The sequence below is a fragment of the Paenibacillus sp. EB106-04-04-XG159 genome (assembly GCF_058791835.1).
Genome location: NZ_JBYTDY010000006.1, coordinates 31397 through 51780, shown reverse-complemented (window position 1 = coordinate 51780; position 20384 = coordinate 31397). Strand labels below are relative to the sequence as shown.

The window sequence follows — 20384 nt, the reverse complement described above, 5'->3', positions numbered from 1 at the left end:
ATGAAGATGGCAGCTAAGAGCAAGACTGCTGACATTTACATTTATGGCGAAGTCACCAAATATGCGTGGGAGGAACTTGGAGAAGTATCCTCCACATCATTTAAGAAGGACTTAGATGCACTTGGCGATGTAGACACCATCAACCTTCACGTTAACTCGCCAGGCGGAAGTGTATTTGAAGGAATCGCGATATTTAACATGCTGAAAATGCATAAGGCGAAGGTATACGCATATATAGATGCCTTGGCCGCATCGATATCATCTGTCATTCCGATGTGCGCAGATAAAGTATATATGTATAAAAACTCCATGATGATGATACACCATGCATGGGACTTCGTGCAGGGCAACGCCAATCAACTAAGGAGAGCTGCGGATGATTTGGAGAAGATAAGCAAATCAGCTTGTCAATCTTATATCGACCGCGCAGGTGACAAATTAACAGAGCAGAAACTAGAAGAGCTTCTTGACGCCGAAACATGGCTTTCGGCTGATGAAGCTTTTTCTTATGGGCTGTGTGATGAAGTTCTCGCAGCGAATCAAGCAGCTGCTTCGATCAGCAACGACTTATTCAAGCAGTATGTCAATGTGCCGGCGGCCTTGTTTGATAAATCAATGCAGTATCAGAATCAAGTTGTTTCAAGTGAAGAACAAGCAATGCGCACCAAAATTGCCGATGAAGCAAAGGCTGGATCGGCATATATCGAAACCATTCTAGGGGGAATGTATCAATGAAAACACTATTCGAACTAAAGCAAAACCTTGTCACTATCGGTCAACAGCTTCAAAAGACAGAGAACGACCTTTCGGCAAAGGCTATCGATCCTAGCACGAAAATGGAAGACATCCAAGCCATGCAAAGAACTAAGGAAGATTTGAAGATGCGCTTCAATGTCATCAAAGAGCAGCACGATGCAATGGAGGCTGAGCAACTTGCTGCAATGAGTGCCAATAAAGGCATTCAAGGCATTGCAGATCCGAAACAACAGAAAATCAGCGCTAAAGCTTCTCTGGTTCGCTCAACGGTCACAGGACAGAGTGTGTCGCCTGATGTCAAAGCTATTCTCGGCGATAACAACGCTTCTGGCGGCGAAAAGATCTTGCCAACCACAATGACGAACGAATTGCTGCATGAGCCATTCATAAAAAATCCGTTGCGTGGAAACTCCACTGTTACAAGCATGACGAATCTTGAAATTCCTAAGATTACTTTCACTCTTGATAACGACGATTTCATCGCTGACACTGAAACGGCAAAAGAGCTGAAAGCAGAAGGTGACGTTGTTAGCTTCGGACGGAAAAAATTCAAAGTGTTTGTGCCGGTATCCGAAACAGTTCTTTCAGCTACAGACACAAACCTTGTTCAAACGGTGGATATGGCTCTTGAGAGCGGCCTTGCTGCGAAAGAAAAGAAGGTAGCATTTACTAAGACACCTAAAGCGGGCGAGGAACATATGTCATTCTATTCTGCTCAAAACGCAATTAAGGAAGTTTCTGCTGCGGATAAATACAAAGCTATCAAGGCCGCTATTGCAGATCTGCACGAGGACTATCGAGAGAATGCAAAAGTCGTAATGACTTATGCTGATTACATGGACATTATCGAGACGCTGGCTAATGGCAGCGCTACGCTTTATGGCGCTCAACCTGAGCAAGTACTTGGAAAACCGGCGTTGTTCTGTGACTCAGCCACAGATCCAATCGTCGGCGACCTTCGCTACTCGCACTTCAACTATGATCCAACTATGCTGTATGACCACGACAAGGATGTAAAAACTGGCGTTGAGAACTTTGTCCTCACGGCTTGGTTTGACCACAAGATCAAGTTGAAATCTGCATTCCGCATCGCTAAAGTCGTACCGGTTCCTTAAGCGAGGAGTCAATCATGGTGGATCAGGAGCTTTTAAGCAAGGTTAAAAGGTTTCTAAGACTGGATAGGAGCGAGGACGATGATGTTCTCGCTCTTCTCATTCCCGCTGCCGAGGCTTCGCTTGCTAAGTCTGGTGTGGTTAAGCCAGATGCAACAGACGAAGGATCGACTGAATTATATCATCTCGCGGTCATTCTGTTCGTGAAAAAGGAACAAGCACGAGATGAGCAGGAAGTTAACATGACTATACGATCTCTCAACAGCATCATATTGCAACTGAAATCGTATGGGGAGGTGTAAAAGTGCCGAAGTATGTTGTCATCAAAGAATTCTTAGATCGTTTCGATAATCACCGCCATCTACATCCAGGAGACGAGCATGTACCGCACAGCGAAGAGCGCGCGCAATTATTGGTCTCTCGCGGTTATATAGCATCTGTCGAAGTATCCGAACCAACGACAGAAGAAAAGGTTGAGAAACCAACGCGCGGCCGAAAGACAAAGCGGGATGGTGAAGCGAATGGCGAAAAGACTGAGGGCAAATGACCTAAACCGTCTTATCACTATCCAGCGCAAGGGCATCACAGAAGATGATGCAGGTTATCCGATTCCAGACGCTAAAGATTGGGAAGATGTTGTTACCACATGGGCTGCACGTGAACCATTGAAAGGCCGTGAATTCTTCGCGGTGGCATCATCCCAGACCGAAGTGTCAGTTAGATATAAGATCAGATATCGAACGGGAATCGAAGCAGGCATGCGTATAGTTGATCTGAAGGATAACCGCTTCTACATGATCGATGTACCGCCGCTTGATGATGTATTTGACGATCGCACAGAGACGCACTTAATGGTGTCAGAGGCGTCAAATGGCTAGCGGCATTGAATTACAAGGCATGGAGCAGATGTTGGCGACGATTCGAAATAAGATGGCTTCCGGTGTCGTTAGAATGGAAAACCAAGGCTTGCGCATGGCTGGCGAGTTAATCGCTGAAGCTCAGCGCGAAAAAGTTACGGTAAGTTCGATCGATCACCAGCACATTAAAGACGACATCAAAGTCAGTGGTGTCATGCGCGGCGATGGAAATCGTTATGTACTAGTGGGACCAGGTAAAAGAACAGGTTGGAGGTCTCACTTTTTGGAGTTCGGAACAAGCAAGTCACCAGCTCAGCCGTTTATCTATCCGGCGTCAGAAGAGAATAAAGACTTAATAGTCGATATCTTAGCATCCCAGCAAAGAGAGGGGATGAGATAATGATTGATCTAAAGCCTGAAATAAGACAAGCGCTGCTAAACAATGCTGCGCTTGTTTTGTTGTTGGGTGGAAAAAAAGTGTGGCCGCAGGTCGCGCCAGAGAAAATGCGCGAAAACGGCCAAGAGGTTTCTGTCGTGGAACCATACATCACATTCTTCGAGATCACAAGCTTCGATACATCGTTTGCGAACAATGTATCGATTGGTGATTCCATTCATTTTCAAGTTGACATCTGGACAAAGGGAAATACAGGCGCGATCGCATCAGAAGTTGACAAAACGATGAAGGAAATGGGTTTTAGTCGATCTGGATCAAAAGACATGTATGAGCAAGAAACAAAGACGTACCACAAGGTACTGCGCTATAAAACTATTAAATATGGGAGTTGATTAATTTGGCAGATCCAACAACAGTAATCTCAGTTCCTGTTGGTTTACAGGACATTTATTACGCACTATTAACGAAAGACGATAAGACAGGCGCCGAATACGCCGCACCGAAATTAATGGCGCCAGCACTCACGGCAAAAATAGCCCCATCTGTTAACTCTGCAACGCTGAATGGTAACGACGGTCCAATAATAACCGCAAATGCCCTCGGTGAAATACAAGTAGAGATTGGTGTTGCAAGCCTTCCGTTGACCACACAAGCTGAGTTACTTGGTTCGAAGGTGAATGCAGATGGCATGCTTATTGATAACGCTGACGACAATGCACCAGAGGTTGCGCTTGGATATAAACGCACCATGCACGACGGAAGTGTTATCTATGTATGGCTTTTGAAAGGAAAGTTTATGATTCCGGAGGAAGATGCTCAAACCAAGCAGGGTACCCCACAATTCCAGACTCCGACAATAAAGGGTACTTTCTTGAAAAGAGCTTATGATGGTCACTGGAGATTCCGCGCAGACAGCAACAACACGGCAAGTGCCGCCTTGATTGCGGCGTGGTTTACGGCAGTTCCTAACGCAGTACCTACGCCGTAGGATTAATAACCAATAGAGAGAGAGGGGAAACCTTCTCTCTTTTTACTATTTCGGGGAGTGAAAAGATGAAAACTCAAAAAGTCCCGATAGATTTAGATAAACACCGACACCTTGTATACGACATGAGCGCGGTATATGACTTGGAACAAAGATACGGATCTATTTTACAGGCCACTAAGCATGTGCGAATTGATGCGATTGAGGATATAGCGATTATTTTATATCACGGTTTAGCGCATGAGGATGAAGATTTAACCATAGATGTTGTGGACCAACTTATTGGTGTATCTAACAGATACGAAGTGATTGCGAAAATATTGCAGGCTTTGATTTATTCTCTGCCTGATTCAAATAAAGAACCTGCCTTTAACCAGCCTGCAACCGACCAAATAGACGGGTGGGATTGGGGTTGGCTTGATTATATAGGAACCGTCCTGCTCGGCATGAGCGAGGCGGTTTTTTGGCGTTGTACACCGCGCAGATTATTCACCTTATGGGAACATCACAAGCGCTATAACGGAATGGAAGAAAAGGAATCAAGTGAACAAGCGGCAGCGCGCGCATGGATCGATCAATACATCTAGGGGAGGTGAAGTTTAATGGCAGAGGATATAGAAGTATCTAATCTAGTCACCAAGATATCTATTGATGATACCGGCGTAGAACGATCAATGGCGTCGCTGACGCGTCAAATGAAGGTTGTTGAGTCTGAATTTAAAGCAGCATCAGCGCGCTTGGGAGAACACGCTAACTCACAGGATGCTCTTAAAACAAAGACTGATTTACTATCCAAGCAAATGGATATTCAAGCGCAGCGGATCGCTAAGCTAAAAAAGCAACACGAAGAATCCGCGGCGGCAAAGGGTAAAGACGCCAAGGAAACGCAGAATCTCGAGATCAAGCTTAATAAGGCGGTAGCTCAGTACAATAAACTGGATTCCGAGCTCAAGAAAACAACTACTGAGCTCGAGAAACAAACGTCAGCTTGGAATAAAGCGTCATCCGCAATCGATGCAGCAGCGAAGAAAATGGAATCCGCGGGGCAGGCAATGACCAAGGCAGGCACGGGACTAAGCTTGATGGTCACCGCACCTATCGCTGCAGCTGGCGTGGCGGCAGGTAACGCATCAATTGAATTTGAGACTGCCTTTGCAGGAGTGCAAAAGACCGTTGATGCAACAGCTGAAGAGTTTAAGAAGTTTGAAAAAGAAATAATCGATATGTCAAAACAATTACCAGCAACAGCAGTGGAGATAGCTGGAATTGCAGAAGCGGCCGGACAACTGGGAGTTAAGAACGAAGCAATAATGAGCTTTACTCGTACAATGGCTGATCTAGGCGTTTCAACAAATATGAGCTCTGATCAGGCGGCCACGGCGTTAGCTCGTTTAGCAAACATCACACAGATGCCGCAAAGCGAATTTGACAAGTTAGGTTCGACTATTGTTGCCCTAGGCAATAACTTAGCGACCACTGAAGCTGAGATAACCGAGATGGCATTACGTTTGGCGGGTGCTGGTCATCAGATCGGTTTGACCGAAGCTCAAATACTCGCGTTTGCTGGTGCGTTGTCATCCGTTGGCATTGAAGCTGAGGCTGGCGGTTCCTCGTTCTCTCGTGTCATGGTCGATATGGCTAATGCTGTAGCCACCGGCGGAGCATCGTTAGAATCGTTTGCATCCGTGGCTGGAATGAGTTCGCAACAATTCAAAACAGCTTTTGAGAAAGACGCAGCTGGCGCATTAGTTTCGTTTGTAGAAGGTTTGGGACGCATGTCCAAGGCAGGAGAAAATACATTTGCTGTACTGGAAGATCTTGAACTATCTGAAATCAGAGTGCGTGACGCATTGCTTCGTACGGCTGGCGCTGGAGATCTACTTCGAAACAGCTTGGAGCTTGGCACGAAGGCCTGGGAAGAAAACACGGCTCTGACCAAAGAGGCTAATACGCGTTATGAAACAACGAAGTCACAGTTAGAAATAATGGGAAACAGAATCACTGCTACGGCTAAAAAACTAGGTGACGCTTTAGTTCCTGCAATCATGGATGTTCTTGACTCATTGGAGCCACTATTCAAATCCATCGAAGAAGGTGCGGAATGGTTCGCCAGCCTTGATACTGAATCACAAAAGACTATTTTAACGATGGTAACTATGGTGGCCGCAGCAGGTCCGTTACTTATCATTGCTGGTCAGTTGACGATAAGTATAGCAGCGCTCGTACCAGTCGTTAAATCATTGGGAACAGCGCTCGCGTTTCTCGCTACGAACCCGATCGGTCTCACGATAACAGCCATATTAACAGCAGTAGGCGCGTTCCTAGCAATCAAAGACGCCATGAATGACGCTGAGAAGGCGGCGGCAGAATTAGCGCAAGCGCAAGAGGAATTGCAAGCCGTACAGCAAAACGGGATCACTCGAGCTGAAGTGGATGCCACGCAAGAAAGAATAGATAAAGGCAACGAATTAATTGAAACTTATCAAAAACTCATAGACATAGCATCAGAGTCAAACGCTGCGCAGATGGGAAATAATGCAGGCGCGATCAATGATGCAGCTGATGAGTTAGATGTCAAACTCGAAGAATTAGCGGAAACAGCAAAAGGATTTGGCGTTACCCTCGAATTCATTGATGAAAACGGCAAGATAGCAGCGAAGTCAATGAAAGACATGCAAAATGCTGTCAATATTTTAAACAAAGCAGTAAAGGACGCCAATAAGGAAACAACGTCAGAATTAAACGATAAAGCTAAGCAGATAGCAATACGAAAACAGGAAATCGTCAGCATAGATAACTTAATCAAGACTTATACAACAGCTGAAAAAGGCTCTGATGATTGGTTAAAGGCTAATAAAGAATTGACCAACCAATTCCCTCAGTTCGTTACAGCAACAGGGCTTAATACCGAAGCCGTAAAAGGCTTAGTATTGATTAAGCAACAAGAAATCGAAAAAGAATGGGAAAGCATCCGAGCTAAAGCTACGGCAGCCGTACAAGACAAAAATGCAGCGATCGCCAAGCAGGAAGCGGCTATTAAAGTCGCTGAAGGCATTGCGAAGATAACTGGCGAAAGCGGTCTTGCTCAAGCTGCTCTAACGCGAATGAATGATGAACTTGACCGACTACGCGGCGAAGCTGCAAGCTTACAAGCTCTGGCTAACTCTAAACCAGAGGACATACCTGTAGCTCCTGTAAAGCCGCCTCCGATTTATATCCCTAGCGATCCAGATAAGAAGAAAGACAAAGGCGGAGGAACAAAGGCATATGAAAACAAGGCGCTTGACGAAGCTTACAAGAAACTAGAGCACTTAAAAGCTCTGGATCAACTAACGGCTGAGCAAGAACTTAAATCGTTGGAAGAAATCCGTTCTAAGTACATCAAGACAGCCGACGAACGGATGGCTATTGAAGAGAAGATATATGCTTTAAAAAAGCAGATGGGTGATGACTCACTTCAAGACGCTATTGATAACTACGAGAGAGCTAAGGAGTTAGGCAAACTCACTGAGAATGATGAGATTGTCTTGCTGCAACGTATCAAGAAGCTGTACGCTGACTCAGCGGAAGAACGTAAGGACATGGACGACCGCATATTCGAAGCCACGCAGCGCAAAATTGAGGCAGAGAAGCAGTCTCGTGTCAACGCAGTCCAATATACCAATCAACAACTGCAAGCCGCCTACGAGGATCGTATAGCGCGTGAGAAGCTGTCTGATGAAGAGATGTTCAAACTTAAGGACAAGCTTTATAACGAGCAAATCTATCTTAATAAAAACTACCTGCAAAAAGTGCTCGCGGATAGCCGTTATTCAGCTGCGGAGAAACGACAGATTGAACGCGAGATAACTGAGCAGGTGCGGCAGCAGACGAATGAACGCATACAGCTGCAACGAGAATACACAGAGGCCGTTAATAAGTCGCAGATCGATTCGGTTAACGACTTATCCAAAGGGATTCAAGGCGCTCTGAAAGAGAAGTACCAGACAGAAAAGAAAGCAGCTGAGGAAGCCGTTAAAGACGCTCAGGAAGCGAATGAGAAGTGGAAGAACAATCAGCTTGATGCAATCAAAACGGTATACAACGCTCGTGTTGATGCTGCACAGAAGGCAGCAGACGCCGAAATCGAGCACATCAACAGCGTGTACAACGCACAGATCGAAGCGATACAAGCTGAACTTGATGCACTTGAACAAGCCGAGAAACAGAAGTCGCGCGGAGATATGGACGCCGAGGACCAGCGGAAGATAGATCGCCTACAAGGGCTTATTGAGTACGAGCATGATGAATTTAACAAGGCTCAATTACAGAAGGAACTCAATAAGATTCTTGCGGAACAGGATGAACGTCATCGCAAGGAACAGCTTGACGACAAAAAAGAAGCTCTTAAAGAAGAGCAAAAAGAGCTAAAAGACAAGTTGTCCGAAGAAACCAAAGTCATCAAGGACCAGCTGGAAGCGAAGAAGGAAATAATGGCGGCAGAGTACCAGGCACAGCAGGACAATATCAATGCGATATACAACGCGCAAAAGGCAGCGCATGATCAACATTTGATCTCTGTCCAAAATCACTACAATCAGTTGCTAAATGCAAAAGCACTGCAAGCCGAAGCTGAAAAAATGATCATCAACCAACAACAACAAGATATTCTTAAGCTGCTCAAAGATTTCGGAGATGATTACAACATTGCTGGGCAGACGTTGGGCGAGCAGATGTATGAGGGGTTCAAGGGACAGGTCATGCAGATTCAACCTTTAATCGATAACATCAATGCTCAAATTGCGGCGGCGCGCGCGGCAGCAGTTTCGGCTATGAATTCGGCGGCAGCAGGATCGTCTAATGTTGTTAACAACAACAATTCAAAGTCGGTATCACAGGTTAATAATTTCTATTCGCCGGCATCATCGCCGAGCGCTATCTCACGCGCAACACAAAAAGCAGGGCAAGCATTGTTAGGCTATTAAGGAGGGACGAGCATGCAACAAGTTACATTTACAAATGCTCGCGGCGAGTCGGTAGCGCTTGGAAAATATAAGCCGTTCGTCCTCTCTGGTATCGACGGCACGGGCGGAGCTCCGACAGAGGTTAAGTCAACTCGTTCGCCGTATCAAGACGGGTCAACCTACGCTGGAGCATACGTTGCAGACCGCTTCATTACGATTAATGGTTATATCATTGCCAATAATCAAAATGACATGTATGCGCTGCGGAGAGAGCTCAGTAGGATACTTAATCCCAAGGTTGGGCTCGGTCGACTCGTATACACTAATAACAATCGGTCTTATGCTATAGACGCCGTACCAGAAGAGAGCCCGATTTTCGGTGAGCGGTATGTTGCAAATCAGGCGTTCGCGATCTCATTTCACTGTCCTGACCCTTATTGGCGCGATGAGCAAGAGACAGTCAGGGGGTTGAAATTCGAAGAGGGCGGGATGACATTTCCGTTGAGGCTTCCGACTACATTTGCTTTCTCGTCCTACCGTGGCTCATTTGCGAACAGTGGAGATGTAGAGGCACCGCTCTTGGTCAATTATCAAGGTCCAGCAAAGAACCCGATAGTCATTAACGAGACGACTGGTGAATTTATCAAAATTAACTATGAGTTGTCCGACACCGATGTACTAGAAATCAATACAGCCTTTGGGCAAAAGCGAGTTGAGGTTGTAAAGTCAGACGGTTCGCGTGTGAATGTGTTCCACTGGATAGATATCAACAGCTCCTTTTTTCAGCTTGTCGTCGGCGAGAACATCTTGAGGTACGACAGCGATCAAGAAGCAGACCGCGAGCGGGCCCGTGTCACAATATATTGGAATAACCGGTACATTGGGGGATGATGGACATTAAAGCACCGCCAATTCGCATATTGGATACAGCATTTAACTTGCTCGGGGAGATCGACGATTACGAGAGCTTGCAGTTTACTCGCCGCTATTACCGAGCAGGAGAGTTTGAGATCCATATTGATCTGAGCAAGCAGCACACTGACAAGCTACTCAAGGACAATATCATCATGATTGGCAACCAATCGCATAAGTCAGGTATTGTCATACAACGCGAGATTAATGCCGAGAACAGTGAGGAATTGATTGTTAAAGGCAGTACTCTTGGAGGCGTGCTTGACCGCCGCGTAACGGTAACAGACAACTATGACCGAGTGCGTGGAGCTGCTGAAACAGTCATGAAGCATTACGTTAATAGGCACATAGTGGATGGCATTTACCCAGAGCGGCGAATGCCATTTTTTGCGATTTCTCCAGACATGAAGCGCGGCAAGCAGACGCCATGGCAGACAAGGTATGAGCAGCTTGACCAAGTGATACAGGAGATTGCAGAGTGGTGCGATATTGGATGGTTCGTAAAGTTAGACATCCCAGCGCGCAAGTGGGTGTTTGATGTGTTGGTCGGTCGAAATTTAACTGTAGATCAAAACACTTTGCCGCCGGTCATATTTTCGCACGCCTTTGACAACATCCAAAGCCAACAATACCTTGATAGCGATTTTGGGTACAAGAATGTCGGGTACGCAGGCGGCAAGGGCGAAGATGCGGAGCGCCTTATACAAATGGTTGGCGCGGGTGCTGGACTGGAACGCCGAGAGGTTTTCGTAGACTGCTCACAAGCCGAGAACGCCGCTGAACTGATCGATATGGGCCAACAAAAGTTAGGCGAGCACAAACGCATCACGACACTGAGTGGCAAAGTGCTTGATACTCGTAGTTTTGTCTACGAGAAGGATTGGGACTTGGGCGATATCGTAACCGTCAAGAATCTAAATTGGGGGCTTACCATGAACACCCGCATAACAGAAGTCAAAGAGATATACGAGCCCGCCAGTAAAATAGAAATCGGCTTTGGTCAGGAAATCCCGACCATCACAAAAGTGGTCAGGAAAATAGAAGAACAAGCAAAAAGGAGAGGATAGCGTGCCACAAAAATCAGGTTTTTTTGATACAACCGCCGATGATCCTCGGCAATATCCCGCGCGCGAGTTCGCTGAATACTTTGCCAAATTCGTAGGCAACGGCGTATTCGGTGGCGGGACTAAGTTAAAAGTATCTGCATCAGGATCGGACAGCAATGTGTCCATAGCGCTCGGGTACGGTTGGATCAATGGCTACATGTACTCGGTGTTTGACTCGCAGTTGGTATTGCCTATTGTTCCAGCTGCCACGCAAGATCGTATTGACCGTATCATTTTACGGTTAAATGTCAGCTTGCCAGTAAGGGCAATTAAAGCAATGGTCCTACAAGGCAATCCTGCGGCATCACCAACCGCACCAGCAATTGTTCGAAGTGGCGACATATATGACTTATCGCTTGCACAAGTGCGAGTCAAAGCAAATACAACGGTCATAGCGCCTGATCAAGTCACGGATGAACGACTCAATAATGCTGTTTGCGGAGTGGTCACAGCTTTAATCCAACAGGCTGATACAACAAGCATATTCAATGAGTTCCAATCATGGCTAAATACCAAGACAGCAGAGTATCAACAACAGTGGGTTGATTTTATGGAGTCAGTTCAGGACGAAGGCTTTGCAACTACTATGTATGTTGATAGTAAAGCCAATCAAGCAGAGACTAATGCTAAAAATGCGAGTTTGCCGTATAAAAAAGTTATCAGCGGAACTTTAGACTGTAACGCGCAGCCTTCTGGAACATGGTTTATGGAGATCAAAAACAATGCGAGCATTACGCTTGTAAATGCTCCAAGTGGCGTATCTCTATTGGGATTGCAACAAATTGAAGGGTCACACAGCAGATGGGTATCGCAAGTTGCGTATGCTCAAGGTGGAGGTATCTACCAACGATACTCTATTGATTCAAACAATATAATGTCATGGCAACCGTGGAGACGTATTTTAGACGAATCTGGTGGGCTTTTATCTGGAACTGTTCGTACATCACATGGGAATCCATTCATCTATGAAAGTCCGTTAGTAGACGGTAGAGGTTGGATTGTGCATCGTTCCAGTGCATCCGACTCCAAAGACACGTTAATCTTCACACCAGAGACAACGCCGAAATCTGGTCAATGGGATTTCAATAAAGCTTTGAAGTTACACGCCACTGGTGAGCTGGAATTGGTTGGCATGGGTTATATGAAGATAGGGGAAGAAATTAACAATTTAAAGCAATCTGGCGTTGATGCTAAAGCTGCAGTAGTCGCATCTATCAACGCCATGGGTGGATCAGCGACTACAAATGATACATGGGCAACGTTAGCAGCTAAGATACGTCAGATTAATACAGGGAAGAAGTTTGCAAAAGGAACGTTAACATCTGACGGAACTGGTAAGATAACCGTAACAGGCTTATCGTTTGCCCCGAGAACTGTATTGCTAAGTCATTATTACTATCAAGCATCAGCTTTTTATTACTTGATACATTCAGCGGAGGATACAGTTGGCAACCGGTTGTGGGTTGATTTTGGACAATCAACTGGATCTAGCGCTAGAGGTACAGTTAACGCATCTAACTATGTCGTGCCAAACAGTAATGGATTCGTTGCAACTGGTGCGAGAACATCAGAATCTTATACATGGTGTGCGTGGGAATAGGGGGACGTTATGAACGAGATTGGCAGACGAATTTATTATGATGTCGCAACAGGAAATGTAATTATCAACACTGGCGAACGTTCTGGATCTGTAGTTGAGACAACTATTGACCAAGATATCGAAGCATACACAGCTCTATCAGAACGTAACCGAAATACGTTCGATGTGATTCAGCTTGAATATGGACAGTATGCGCAAGACTTCGCAGATTGCAATGGCTATCGAGTAAATCTAGAAACAAAAGAATTGGAGTTTAGCTATCCCGATCCAAGCGAACCCGAGAAACCGCCAGTGTATCGCAAGTCGCTGTCCGAAGAAGTAGCCGAAAACAAAGCAAGGCTCACAGATTTAGAGTTAACAATCGCTGAAATGGTGACAATATAATCAGAGAGGATGATATCAAATGAAAGACTTTCAAATCCGAGTAATTGCACGTGCTTGTATCACACGTTACGACATGGGCGAGGGCGACATTAAATCAATAATTGCTTACTACAATCTAGCCGACGGGGATGCAGTGAGAGTAGAAGCATACATTTACTCTCAGCGTTCTGATATTACACCAGCAACAGCTTAAAGCGCAGCCTTAATGGTTAGCGCTATTTTTATGCCCATATATCCAGCGTGCCCCGAGCCGATCGGGGCTATTTTATTGCATAGGGGTGAAGTAATGGCACAAGATGGACAAGTATTATCGGATATTGCCGTGAAAGTCGGCAAATTAGAAGCGCTACAAGAAGCAAATACGCGCGCTATAAGCGACATGGCAAGTAGTGTAGATCGACTTGTTACAAAGTTAGATCAATCTGATGACTTGGCGCGCGAAGCGATCCAGAGCACAAAATCAGCTCATCACAGGATTGATGACATGGCCGACAGCATTAAGGATGTCGAAGGTGATATCAAATGGTTATGGCGCACCGCCGTAGGAGCGGTAATCGCAGGAGCGATTGCATTACTTTTTAAATTAAAAGGAGGTATGTGAGATGGAATGGAACACTATTGTTAACCTTATTGATCCGTCGTTAATTATTGTCGTAGCAGCGTGTTGGGTACTTGGATATGTCGTTAAACAGACGCCTAAGGTTCCGGACTGGAGCATCGTGTATATTGTAACTGCGTTTGCAATCGTGTTTGTTGTGCTGCTGCTTGGTTTCTCGGCCTCATCGATCCTACAAGGCATCTTGTGTGGTGCTGTGGCTGTGTATGGCAACCAATTGGTCAAGCAAGCTAAGAAAAGCGGTGATGGCAATGAGTAAAGTAATTGTTATCGATCCAGGACACGGTGGTAAAGACCCGGGAGCTGGCGGGCATGGGTTGCGCGAGAAAGACATTACTCTGGAAATAGCTACAGAGGTAGCGCGGCGGCTACAAAACGACTATGACGGAGTACGTTGTTTGCTGACTAGATCGACAGATATGCATCTGGAATTGGAAGAGCGAACCGATATGGCAAACAAGGCGAAAGCAAATCTGTTGCTTAGCATACACGTAAACGCAGGCGGCGGGGCAGGCGGGTTTGAGTCGTTTACCTACAGCGGCATAACAGATGCGGCGACGGCGGCATATCAAAATGTACTGCATACTGAGATAATGGCACGTCTCAAACCATTTGGAATTATTGATCGTGGACAGAAGAAGAAGAATCTGCACATGTGCCGCGAATCAATTATGCCGACAGTTTTGACGGAATGCTTGTTTATTGACGTAGCGGCTGACGCTGCGAGGTTAAAGAGAGACGAAGTGATTGAAGCGTTTATAGCTGGTCATGTAGGTGGCGTGGCGAAGTACCTCGGTTTATCAGCCAAGCAGACGAAGCAGGACAACCTTGTAGACGTTTACGTAAATGGTAAATATACCTGCAATGGTGAAATCGAAAATGGCGTGACGAAGGTTCCAGCGCGCGCTGTTGGCGAAGCGCTTGGTGCTACTGTCGGTTATGATGCTAAACAGAAACGCGTTGACATAAATAAATAGGAATTAATAACAGCCGCAGTTTCTAAAGGTTGCGGCTGTTACCTTTAAACATTGTTGGATATCTGAAGTAGTGCATCGACGATCCGTCTGGCTCGCGGAGCTTGACTGTTTCTGGCGTGATCGCCTCCACAATTCCTTCACCCTCAAAGCAGTACACTCCAGCGGCATCCTCTAACCAGGCTTCTACCTTTGTCTGTGTCATAGCTGCAGCAAATAACTCCTGATCTGTGTTCAGTATTAGACTCATAGCACAACTCCTAATCAGAGATGTTTACCCTACTCTTCCAAGAACTTATCATAAGCCAGCATTGCATTCTCAAGATCTTCTAATGTCATGTTTTTTCTTACCATGTGGAAATATTTGATATAGTGTACGATGTAATGATTCGCTGCAACAACTTTCAACTCTCTGGGCTTTACGTGGCCACATTCATTTCTTAAATTGTTCAAAGTTATATCGAACATGTTAGGTGTGGTAAATTTATCACTCATTATGATGCCTCCTCGGTTATAATGGATTAATCTTAGTTTATATTGTTCATGCAATATATGTAAAGGTGAGCGTGCGCAGCTCACTCGTAACAGATATCCGCGACCCGCCCCGAAGGGCTGAGGTTTCGCCTGCTTCTGCTGCAGGCTCATCAGGCGGCTACTTACGGTTACGAATAACCATGACCAATGCGGCAACGCTTAGAATCAACGCTGTTGTGCTTATGATCCATGTTGCCAGTTCCATATGATCATCCTCCAGTCATTGTTTTGAGGTGAGGGTATATGATAAGATTGGGGAGTAAGGGGCGGTGCTACGCCCCTTACAGTAGGTACTAACGTTTGCGCGGGGAGCGCTTCTTAGTACCTTTTTTCTTTTTACGAGCTTCTGACAGTAAGATTATTGCTGTTAGTAATTGGATGATTGCTGTCAGAAGCGTTACCCAATCTTTCATGTTTCCCTCACCTCCTTATATATCTATTATACGATATCGTATAATGAATGTCAATGGGTATTGCTAATAAATATACGATATCGTATAATGAGTTATGGGGTGATTGTTATGAAGGTAACACCTAAGCTAACTGAGATATTGAATGAAAAAGGGCTGACACAAACGAAGCTATCGGAGATGTCTGGAGTGCCTCAAGGATCGATATCTCGCTTTGATAAGAACAGCCGACATGAGGATGCTCACTTATTTGCAATCGCGTCTGCTTTAGGGCTTAAGGTAGAAGAGCTTTTTAATATTGAAGAATCATAAAAGAGCCACAAGGTCATTTGCGGCTCTTTTATTGCGTGATCGGTTTATCTCCAGGCAACGTAGGGTCTACAAATTGACTTGTATCCAACCCCAAATAAGCCATCATACGGACACTGCATTGCGCCCGTAGAAAATCATTTAGTAACGTCATCTCCCCGTGGTATCCCCTACAAAGATATTTAGTAGTTATTCCGTCCTCGTCTCGTTCAGACTCCAGCATCTTCAGCCCACTCTTGAACATAGTTCTTTTAACTTCGGTGTGTACCGTAATTACTTTCTTAATTGCTTGATCCAACAGTTCCGTGTATGGATCTGGTGTCTTTAATACGGATTCTATTTTCTTTTTATCTCGGTCAAAAGCCGCGAGTATCATCGGTAGCATGATCGCCGATTTGACGAGCATTAACTCTTCTTCAGTTATAAGCGGTCCCATGTTGTTCACCTCGCATATATTATATACGAACATATATTCGATATTCAATGTTGAAAACGATGAGAACAAAATGTGAAATAAAAAAGATCGCCCTTAGTCGGACGACCTCATTTGTATTCTATATATTATAGGTATCAATTCTCTATAATTTGAATTGTGCGTCAGTTCCACCCATAGCTTTATACGCGTCAAGAACGTTCTGCAATGACTTCTTCTCTTGATCAGTAACAGTACGATCCTGCTTTCTTTCATCGCCTCGTGAACGGATCACGGTTTTTTCAGAACTAATAACAGCATTAATGATCTCGTACACGTCTTTAGTGACTAATGTATCATAGTATTCCCACACACCGCCAGATTGATTATCTCTATGGACATCATTGTAGCCTGGACTGATCGTAAATGTTTGGTCATCAGCCTTAATTATGTAATCTTTTATAAATATCCAAGAATCATCAGCGTATTGAAATCTTGCATATAAAACAGGAATATTATCTTTGCCAACAACGATAAATGCATTAAATCCGTTTTCATTAATATACTCAGGGCTGGATTTATCTTCATATACAGTATATCCAGTGACTTCATCCGTTCTCTTTCTCATATGAGTAAGAGCAGCTTCTTGCCGTTTCTTTTCGACGGCAGCCTTTTCCTCGGCTTCTGCTTTTTCTTTAGCAGCTTTATCGTCTATTTGTTTTTGAAGATCTTCAGCTAAACCTTTGATTTGTTGTTCTTCCTTAGATCCAGGATGTTTCTTTGTTATGGTTTCTTTTGTTTTCTTTAACTTCTCGATATCCCCAGAAGAGAAATAAGAATTTGCTTCCGCTAAAAGCTGTTCTGGTCCGTATTTTAATTCATCCAATTCTTTCTTAAGTGATTCATTTTCTAACTTTAGTTTTTCTAATGATTCTTTAGTAGATGCAAGTTCTCCAACTGCGTTGGAACTAGTTGGTCCGCATCCGGACAGCAAAGACATTAAAGCAATAATTATAACTGCATTTCGAAGTTTCATGTTCTCCCTCCGCGTAAAAAGTTATGTTTCAAGTCTATCAGACAAGGCAATATTTTACTACGATTATTGCGCCATCAACCTCATTCACCAGAAGTCTCCACTATTTACATCGTATCCTTGTTTCCTGAGCACAGAAACAATCTTCTGCTTAGTCTCCACACGAGGATTCAAGTCTTTATCCCCATCGCAAAGATCAGAAATACTATCTCTGTTCATGCCTGTAGCTTTAGCAAGCCACTCTTGATTAATGCCTGATACGCCATCTAAAAACTCTCCTAGTTTCGTTCTTCGCTTTCCAAGTCCAAACATCATATCCACCCCCATTTATATCAATAGGGTGGACAATCTATGAAAATTTTATTCAAAACACTCCGAATAATGTCCAAGCACGACCTAATAAAGTTAGGTATACGCAAAGCCGACAGGAGGTGTACAGAGTGCATACAAAAGTAGACTTTCGCTTGCGGAAGGAAGTAGACGCTGATCTGATCCGCGCTACATCGCACTTGTGCAAGAAAGATATCAACCAGCTATGCAGAGATGGGCTGCGGCTAATGCTTGGAATTCGAACGACGAGAACATCTATAATCACAGAGCGCCCGATCCATCCAGTAGGTAGCAATACGACTGTTACCGTTGCAGGCAAGCCAGCTGTATTTATTCCAGCAAAGAAAGGGTGACGAATGATGATTGGTATGACATCTTTGTTCGGGGTTCTTGGGGTGGCAGCAGTTAGCACACTCTCGGAGTATCTGCTGGAGCGATTCGGACACAGTGACAAGATAGTTTTTGTTAAGATTGCGGGCTATTGCATCTGTGCTTATGTGGCGTGGGACATATGGTTTGAACTGGTCCATCACGTAGGGGCTATGTTCGGGGTCAGACTATAGTCGCGGGAACTGCGTTATTATTTACGCCACTAGATGCCGATTTTTTAGTTCACTAGATAGGTTATTAATTAGGAGCGTAGCTTTACGCCACTAGTACAAGGTGGACAATTGACTATGAAACGGTTTTTAAATCTGTTTAAAAAGCAGGTGGTAGAATGTTTGGTTTGATGGTGGCGACCGCCGCGTGCTTAGGTGGTGCACTCGCAGTGTATCGCACGCTGCCGGCTCCTGCGGCACGAATCAAACTCCGCAAGATGTTTGTTCTTGGTGACATTTGCTTAAAGCAAAAGATGCGGAATGGAAAAGAGATCAAGAAATACCCAATCATACACCGCGTTACCGAATCCGAAACGAGGGTTCAAGCGGTATTTACAATCCCGCAAGGGCTGGACCCTAAGGAGATCATTAAGCACGAATGGCTGTTCAAGCAAACGTTTGGCAATGAAATTGAAATCATCGGGGATGTTAAGGCATTTACTTTGAATGTGTATCACAGTCCAATCAAAGCATTCGCATACGAACTGGAGACCATACAAAGCAAGATCAAAGAGCACCTGCTAGGTATAGTGGTGGGTCAGAGCAGAGACAAGTACGAAGTCTACGACATGACCAAACGTCCGCATCTGCTCATTGCTGGCGAAACGGGAAGCGGAAAGTCTACGCAGTTGAGATCCATCCTAACCACCATGATTCGTAGCTACAGCCCCGATCAGCTTGAATTGTACCTTGGCGACTTGAAGCGCAGCGAGTTCTTTCTTTTTGATCGACTCGAACACGTCAAAGCGAATGTGGTTGATGCGAAGTCGCTGTATAAAGATCTTCTAAAGATAAGCAGAGAAATGAAGCGCCGCGGCGATTTGCTACATGAAGCGGAAGTTGCGCATGTGGATGATCTGAAAGATAAGCTGCCGTACATTGTAGTGTGTATCGATGAATTTGCATTACTGAAGAAGGAAAAAGAGATCATGGAGATAGTCGAAGAAATCTCATCGATCGGGCGGGCGTTGGGCGTGTTTCTAATCCTCTCATGCTTGCGTCCAGATGCAGAAGTGTTGGACGGTAAACTAAAGCAGAATCTAACTGTCAGGATGGCTTTTAAACACGCCGATGCCATCAACAGCCGTATTACTATCGGCAGCGACGAAGCAGCCCATATACGGCAATCTGACTACGGCAGAATGTATCTGAAAATGGATGGACTAAAACTCGTGCAAGCTCCTCATCTCGAACTTGAGGAAGCAAAGAAGCTCCTGGAGCCACTGAAAAAACCACGAAGCAAGAACAAGGAGATAGAAGAAACGACGGATGCAGATAACGAAGTGTGGGGTGTGTTAGATGAATGACCGCGACAAAGCGATTATAAGCGATCTTGAGCGTTTTCGATGCCTACAAAGGGATGATATTGTTGATTTGCATTTCCGTACCGTCAAGAACGGAGTGGATCAAGCGAACAAGGTCCTGAAGCGGCTGCGGCGAGATGGACACATTGAATGCAGCACATCCCAGCGAATGTATATGTACTTTCCTAAGCCGAGCATAAAGAAAGACAGCGCGAAGATTGCGCACTTTATATCCATTGCACGATTTTACAAACAAATAAAGGAGATCGAACACCCGAAATACTTTGAAGTGGAACCTAAATACGGAAAGGGTAATCCTGAACCAGACGTATTCATGATCTGGAAGCGCACGCCGTTTTATGTTGAGATCCAGCGCAGCGTGTACAGCAATAAAATCATGGATGATAAGATGAAACGTTACGAGAGATATTGGGCAACTGAAGAGTGGAAAAGCGAATCGTGGCAACCTGCAGATAAGAAGGTATTTCCGCTGGTATGGATTTTAAGTGATATATCATACAACATTGATACTCCATTTAAAGTGATCCAAACAAAATCGGTTACAGAGATAATGAAAAAGTAAGCTATTGATATACGAACATAAGTTCGTATATAATGAGAACAACGACAGTCTATGAGAAGTCTCGCAAAGTGGTTTGGTAAATACGGTATGGGGTACAAGTAAAAGTTAATTTATGTAAGTTATTGATCATATATTCATTTTGTTTATAGTGATATGATTTGCATAGAAAGGAGGGAAATTAAGCAGTCCTTGACTATATGTCAAGTTTTCATCAAGGGAGGAGCCAAA

At 44.7% G+C, this 20384-nt stretch carries 28 protein-coding genes; 23 read left to right on the top strand and 5 right to left on the bottom strand.

Features of this window, described 5'->3' with window-relative positions:
- The 18 genes from AC3WTP_RS08935 to AC3WTP_RS08850 all read left to right on the top strand — a co-directional run bounded on the left by AC3WTP_RS08935 (nt 1) and on the right by AC3WTP_RS08850 (nt 14645).
- Complete coding sequence (locus AC3WTP_RS08935; RefSeq protein ID WP_492394488.1) at nt 1–735, top strand: head maturation protease, ClpP-related; 735 nt, start codon at nt 1–3, stop codon at nt 733–735.
- On the top strand, nt 732–1871 hold the full coding sequence (locus AC3WTP_RS08930) for a phage major capsid protein (protein ID WP_492394256.1): 1140 nt from the start codon (nt 732–734) through the stop codon (nt 1869–1871). The genes AC3WTP_RS08935 and AC3WTP_RS08930 overlap by 4 nt, the downstream gene beginning before the upstream one ends.
- A gap of 17 nt (nt 1872–1888) precedes the next feature.
- On the top strand, nt 1889–2170 hold the full coding sequence (locus AC3WTP_RS08925; RefSeq protein WP_492394255.1) for a head-tail connector protein: 282 nt from the start codon (nt 1889–1891) through the stop codon (nt 2168–2170).
- 2 nt (nt 2171–2172) lie between these two features.
- Complete coding sequence (locus tag AC3WTP_RS08920; protein WP_492394254.1) at nt 2173–2415, top strand: hypothetical protein; 243 nt, start codon at nt 2173–2175, stop codon at nt 2413–2415.
- Nucleotides 2390–2746 carry a phage head closure protein gene (locus AC3WTP_RS08915; RefSeq protein ID WP_492394253.1) on the top strand — a complete coding sequence of 119 codons (357 nt, stop codon included), beginning with the start codon at nt 2390–2392 and terminating at the stop codon, nt 2744–2746. Before AC3WTP_RS08920 ends, AC3WTP_RS08915 begins: the two co-directional genes overlap by 26 nt.
- Nucleotides 2739–3125 (top strand): HK97-gp10 family putative phage morphogenesis protein, encoded by a 387-nt coding sequence (locus tag AC3WTP_RS08910; RefSeq protein WP_492394252.1) that lies wholly within the window; start codon nt 2739–2741, stop codon nt 3123–3125. Before AC3WTP_RS08915 ends, AC3WTP_RS08910 begins: the two co-directional genes overlap by 8 nt.
- A complete protein-coding gene (gene gp17 / locus AC3WTP_RS08905) occupies nt 3125–3514 on the top strand; it encodes a tail completion protein gp17 (RefSeq protein WP_492394251.1) in 390 nt (129 codons plus the stop codon). Before AC3WTP_RS08910 ends, gp17 begins: the two co-directional genes overlap by 1 nt.
- A 5-nt stretch (nt 3515–3519) precedes the next feature.
- Nucleotides 3520–4110 (top strand): major tail protein, encoded by a 591-nt coding sequence (locus AC3WTP_RS08900; RefSeq protein WP_492394250.1) that lies wholly within the window; start codon nt 3520–3522, stop codon nt 4108–4110.
- A 65-nt stretch (nt 4111–4175) separates the two neighbouring features.
- Entirely contained in the window at nt 4176–4694 is a 519-nt protein-coding gene (locus AC3WTP_RS08895; protein WP_492394249.1) for a hypothetical protein, read from the top strand.
- Nucleotides 4695–4709: 15 nt separating this feature from the next.
- Nucleotides 4710–9071 (top strand): phage tail tape measure protein, encoded by a 4362-nt coding sequence (locus tag AC3WTP_RS08890; protein ID WP_492394248.1) that lies wholly within the window; start codon nt 4710–4712, stop codon nt 9069–9071.
- Nucleotides 9072–9083: 12 nt separating this feature from the next.
- The gene (locus tag AC3WTP_RS08885; protein ID WP_492394247.1) at nt 9084–9941 is read left to right on the top strand and encodes a phage tail family protein; all 858 of its coding nucleotides are present in this window, start codon (nt 9084–9086) and stop codon (nt 9939–9941) included.
- On the top strand, nt 9938–11029 hold the full coding sequence (locus AC3WTP_RS08880) for a siphovirus ReqiPepy6 Gp37-like family protein (protein ID WP_492394246.1): 1092 nt from the start codon (nt 9938–9940) through the stop codon (nt 11027–11029). The genes AC3WTP_RS08885 and AC3WTP_RS08880 overlap by 4 nt, the downstream gene beginning before the upstream one ends.
- Nucleotide 11030: 1 nt before the next feature.
- A complete protein-coding gene (locus AC3WTP_RS08875) occupies nt 11031–12668 on the top strand; it encodes a hypothetical protein (protein WP_492394245.1) in 1638 nt (545 codons plus the stop codon).
- A gap of 9 nt (nt 12669–12677) precedes the next feature.
- A complete protein-coding gene (locus AC3WTP_RS08870) occupies nt 12678–13052 on the top strand; it encodes a hypothetical protein (protein WP_492394244.1) in 375 nt (124 codons plus the stop codon).
- A 19-nt stretch (nt 13053–13071) separates the two neighbouring features.
- Complete coding sequence (locus tag AC3WTP_RS08865; RefSeq protein ID WP_492394243.1) at nt 13072–13245, top strand: hypothetical protein; 174 nt, start codon at nt 13072–13074, stop codon at nt 13243–13245.
- A gap of 93 nt (nt 13246–13338) precedes the next feature.
- Nucleotides 13339–13653 carry a hypothetical protein gene (locus AC3WTP_RS08860; RefSeq protein ID WP_492394242.1) on the top strand — a complete coding sequence of 105 codons (315 nt, stop codon included), beginning with the start codon at nt 13339–13341 and terminating at the stop codon, nt 13651–13653.
- Between the two features lies 1 nt (nt 13654).
- On the top strand, nt 13655–13927 hold the full coding sequence (locus AC3WTP_RS08855) for a phage holin family protein (RefSeq protein ID WP_492394241.1): 273 nt from the start codon (nt 13655–13657) through the stop codon (nt 13925–13927).
- The gene (locus tag AC3WTP_RS08850; RefSeq protein WP_492394240.1) at nt 13920–14645 is read left to right on the top strand and encodes an N-acetylmuramoyl-L-alanine amidase; all 726 of its coding nucleotides are present in this window, start codon (nt 13920–13922) and stop codon (nt 14643–14645) included. The genes AC3WTP_RS08855 and AC3WTP_RS08850 overlap by 8 nt, the downstream gene beginning before the upstream one ends.
- 22 nt (nt 14646–14667) lie before the next feature.
- Here the strand turns inward: AC3WTP_RS08850 and AC3WTP_RS08845 are convergent, their stop codons facing one another.
- Both AC3WTP_RS08845 and AC3WTP_RS08840 read right to left on the bottom strand, forming a co-directional pair.
- Nucleotides 14668–14892 carry a hypothetical protein gene (locus AC3WTP_RS08845; protein ID WP_492394239.1) on the bottom strand — a complete coding sequence of 75 codons (225 nt, stop codon included), beginning with the start codon at nt 14890–14892 and terminating at the stop codon, nt 14668–14670.
- 29 nt (nt 14893–14921) lie between these two features.
- Entirely contained in the window at nt 14922–15137 is a 216-nt protein-coding gene (locus tag AC3WTP_RS08840) for a hypothetical protein (RefSeq protein WP_492394238.1), read from the bottom strand.
- A gap of 560 nt (nt 15138–15697) precedes the next feature.
- Here AC3WTP_RS08840 and AC3WTP_RS08835 point away from each other — a divergent pair.
- Nucleotides 15698–15898, top strand: coding sequence for a helix-turn-helix domain-containing protein (locus tag AC3WTP_RS08835; RefSeq protein ID WP_492394237.1), 201 nt, complete (start codon nt 15698–15700; stop codon nt 15896–15898).
- A 28-nt stretch (nt 15899–15926) separates the two neighbouring features.
- Here the strand turns inward: AC3WTP_RS08835 and AC3WTP_RS08830 are convergent, their stop codons facing one another.
- From AC3WTP_RS08830 to AC3WTP_RS08820, 3 genes are all read right to left on the bottom strand, one after another.
- Nucleotides 15927–16331 carry a YhjD family protein gene (locus tag AC3WTP_RS08830; protein ID WP_492394236.1) on the bottom strand — a complete coding sequence of 135 codons (405 nt, stop codon included), beginning with the start codon at nt 16329–16331 and terminating at the stop codon, nt 15927–15929.
- Between the two features lie 142 nt (nt 16332–16473).
- Complete coding sequence (locus tag AC3WTP_RS08825) at nt 16474–17343, bottom strand: hypothetical protein (RefSeq protein ID WP_492394235.1); 870 nt, start codon at nt 17341–17343, stop codon at nt 16474–16476.
- Between the two features lie 84 nt (nt 17344–17427).
- Nucleotides 17428–17655 carry a transcriptional regulator gene (locus AC3WTP_RS08820; protein WP_492394234.1) on the bottom strand — a complete coding sequence of 76 codons (228 nt, stop codon included), beginning with the start codon at nt 17653–17655 and terminating at the stop codon, nt 17428–17430.
- 125 nt (nt 17656–17780) lie between these two features.
- Between AC3WTP_RS08820 and AC3WTP_RS08815 the strand changes: the two genes are divergently transcribed.
- From AC3WTP_RS08815 to AC3WTP_RS08800, 4 genes are all read left to right on the top strand, one after another.
- Entirely contained in the window at nt 17781–18023 is a 243-nt protein-coding gene (locus AC3WTP_RS08815; protein WP_492394233.1) for a hypothetical protein, read from the top strand.
- Between the two features lie 42 nt (nt 18024–18065).
- Nucleotides 18066–18233, top strand: coding sequence for a hypothetical protein (locus tag AC3WTP_RS08810; protein ID WP_492394232.1), 168 nt, complete (start codon nt 18066–18068; stop codon nt 18231–18233).
- 155 nt (nt 18234–18388) lie between these two features.
- Nucleotides 18389–19576, top strand: coding sequence for an FtsK/SpoIIIE domain-containing protein (locus tag AC3WTP_RS08805; RefSeq protein ID WP_492394231.1), 1188 nt, complete (start codon nt 18389–18391; stop codon nt 19574–19576).
- Complete coding sequence (locus AC3WTP_RS08800; RefSeq protein WP_492394230.1) at nt 19569–20156, top strand: replication-relaxation family protein; 588 nt, start codon at nt 19569–19571, stop codon at nt 20154–20156. The genes AC3WTP_RS08805 and AC3WTP_RS08800 overlap by 8 nt, the downstream gene beginning before the upstream one ends.
- The last annotated feature ends 228 nt before the right edge of the window (nt 20157–20384 follow it).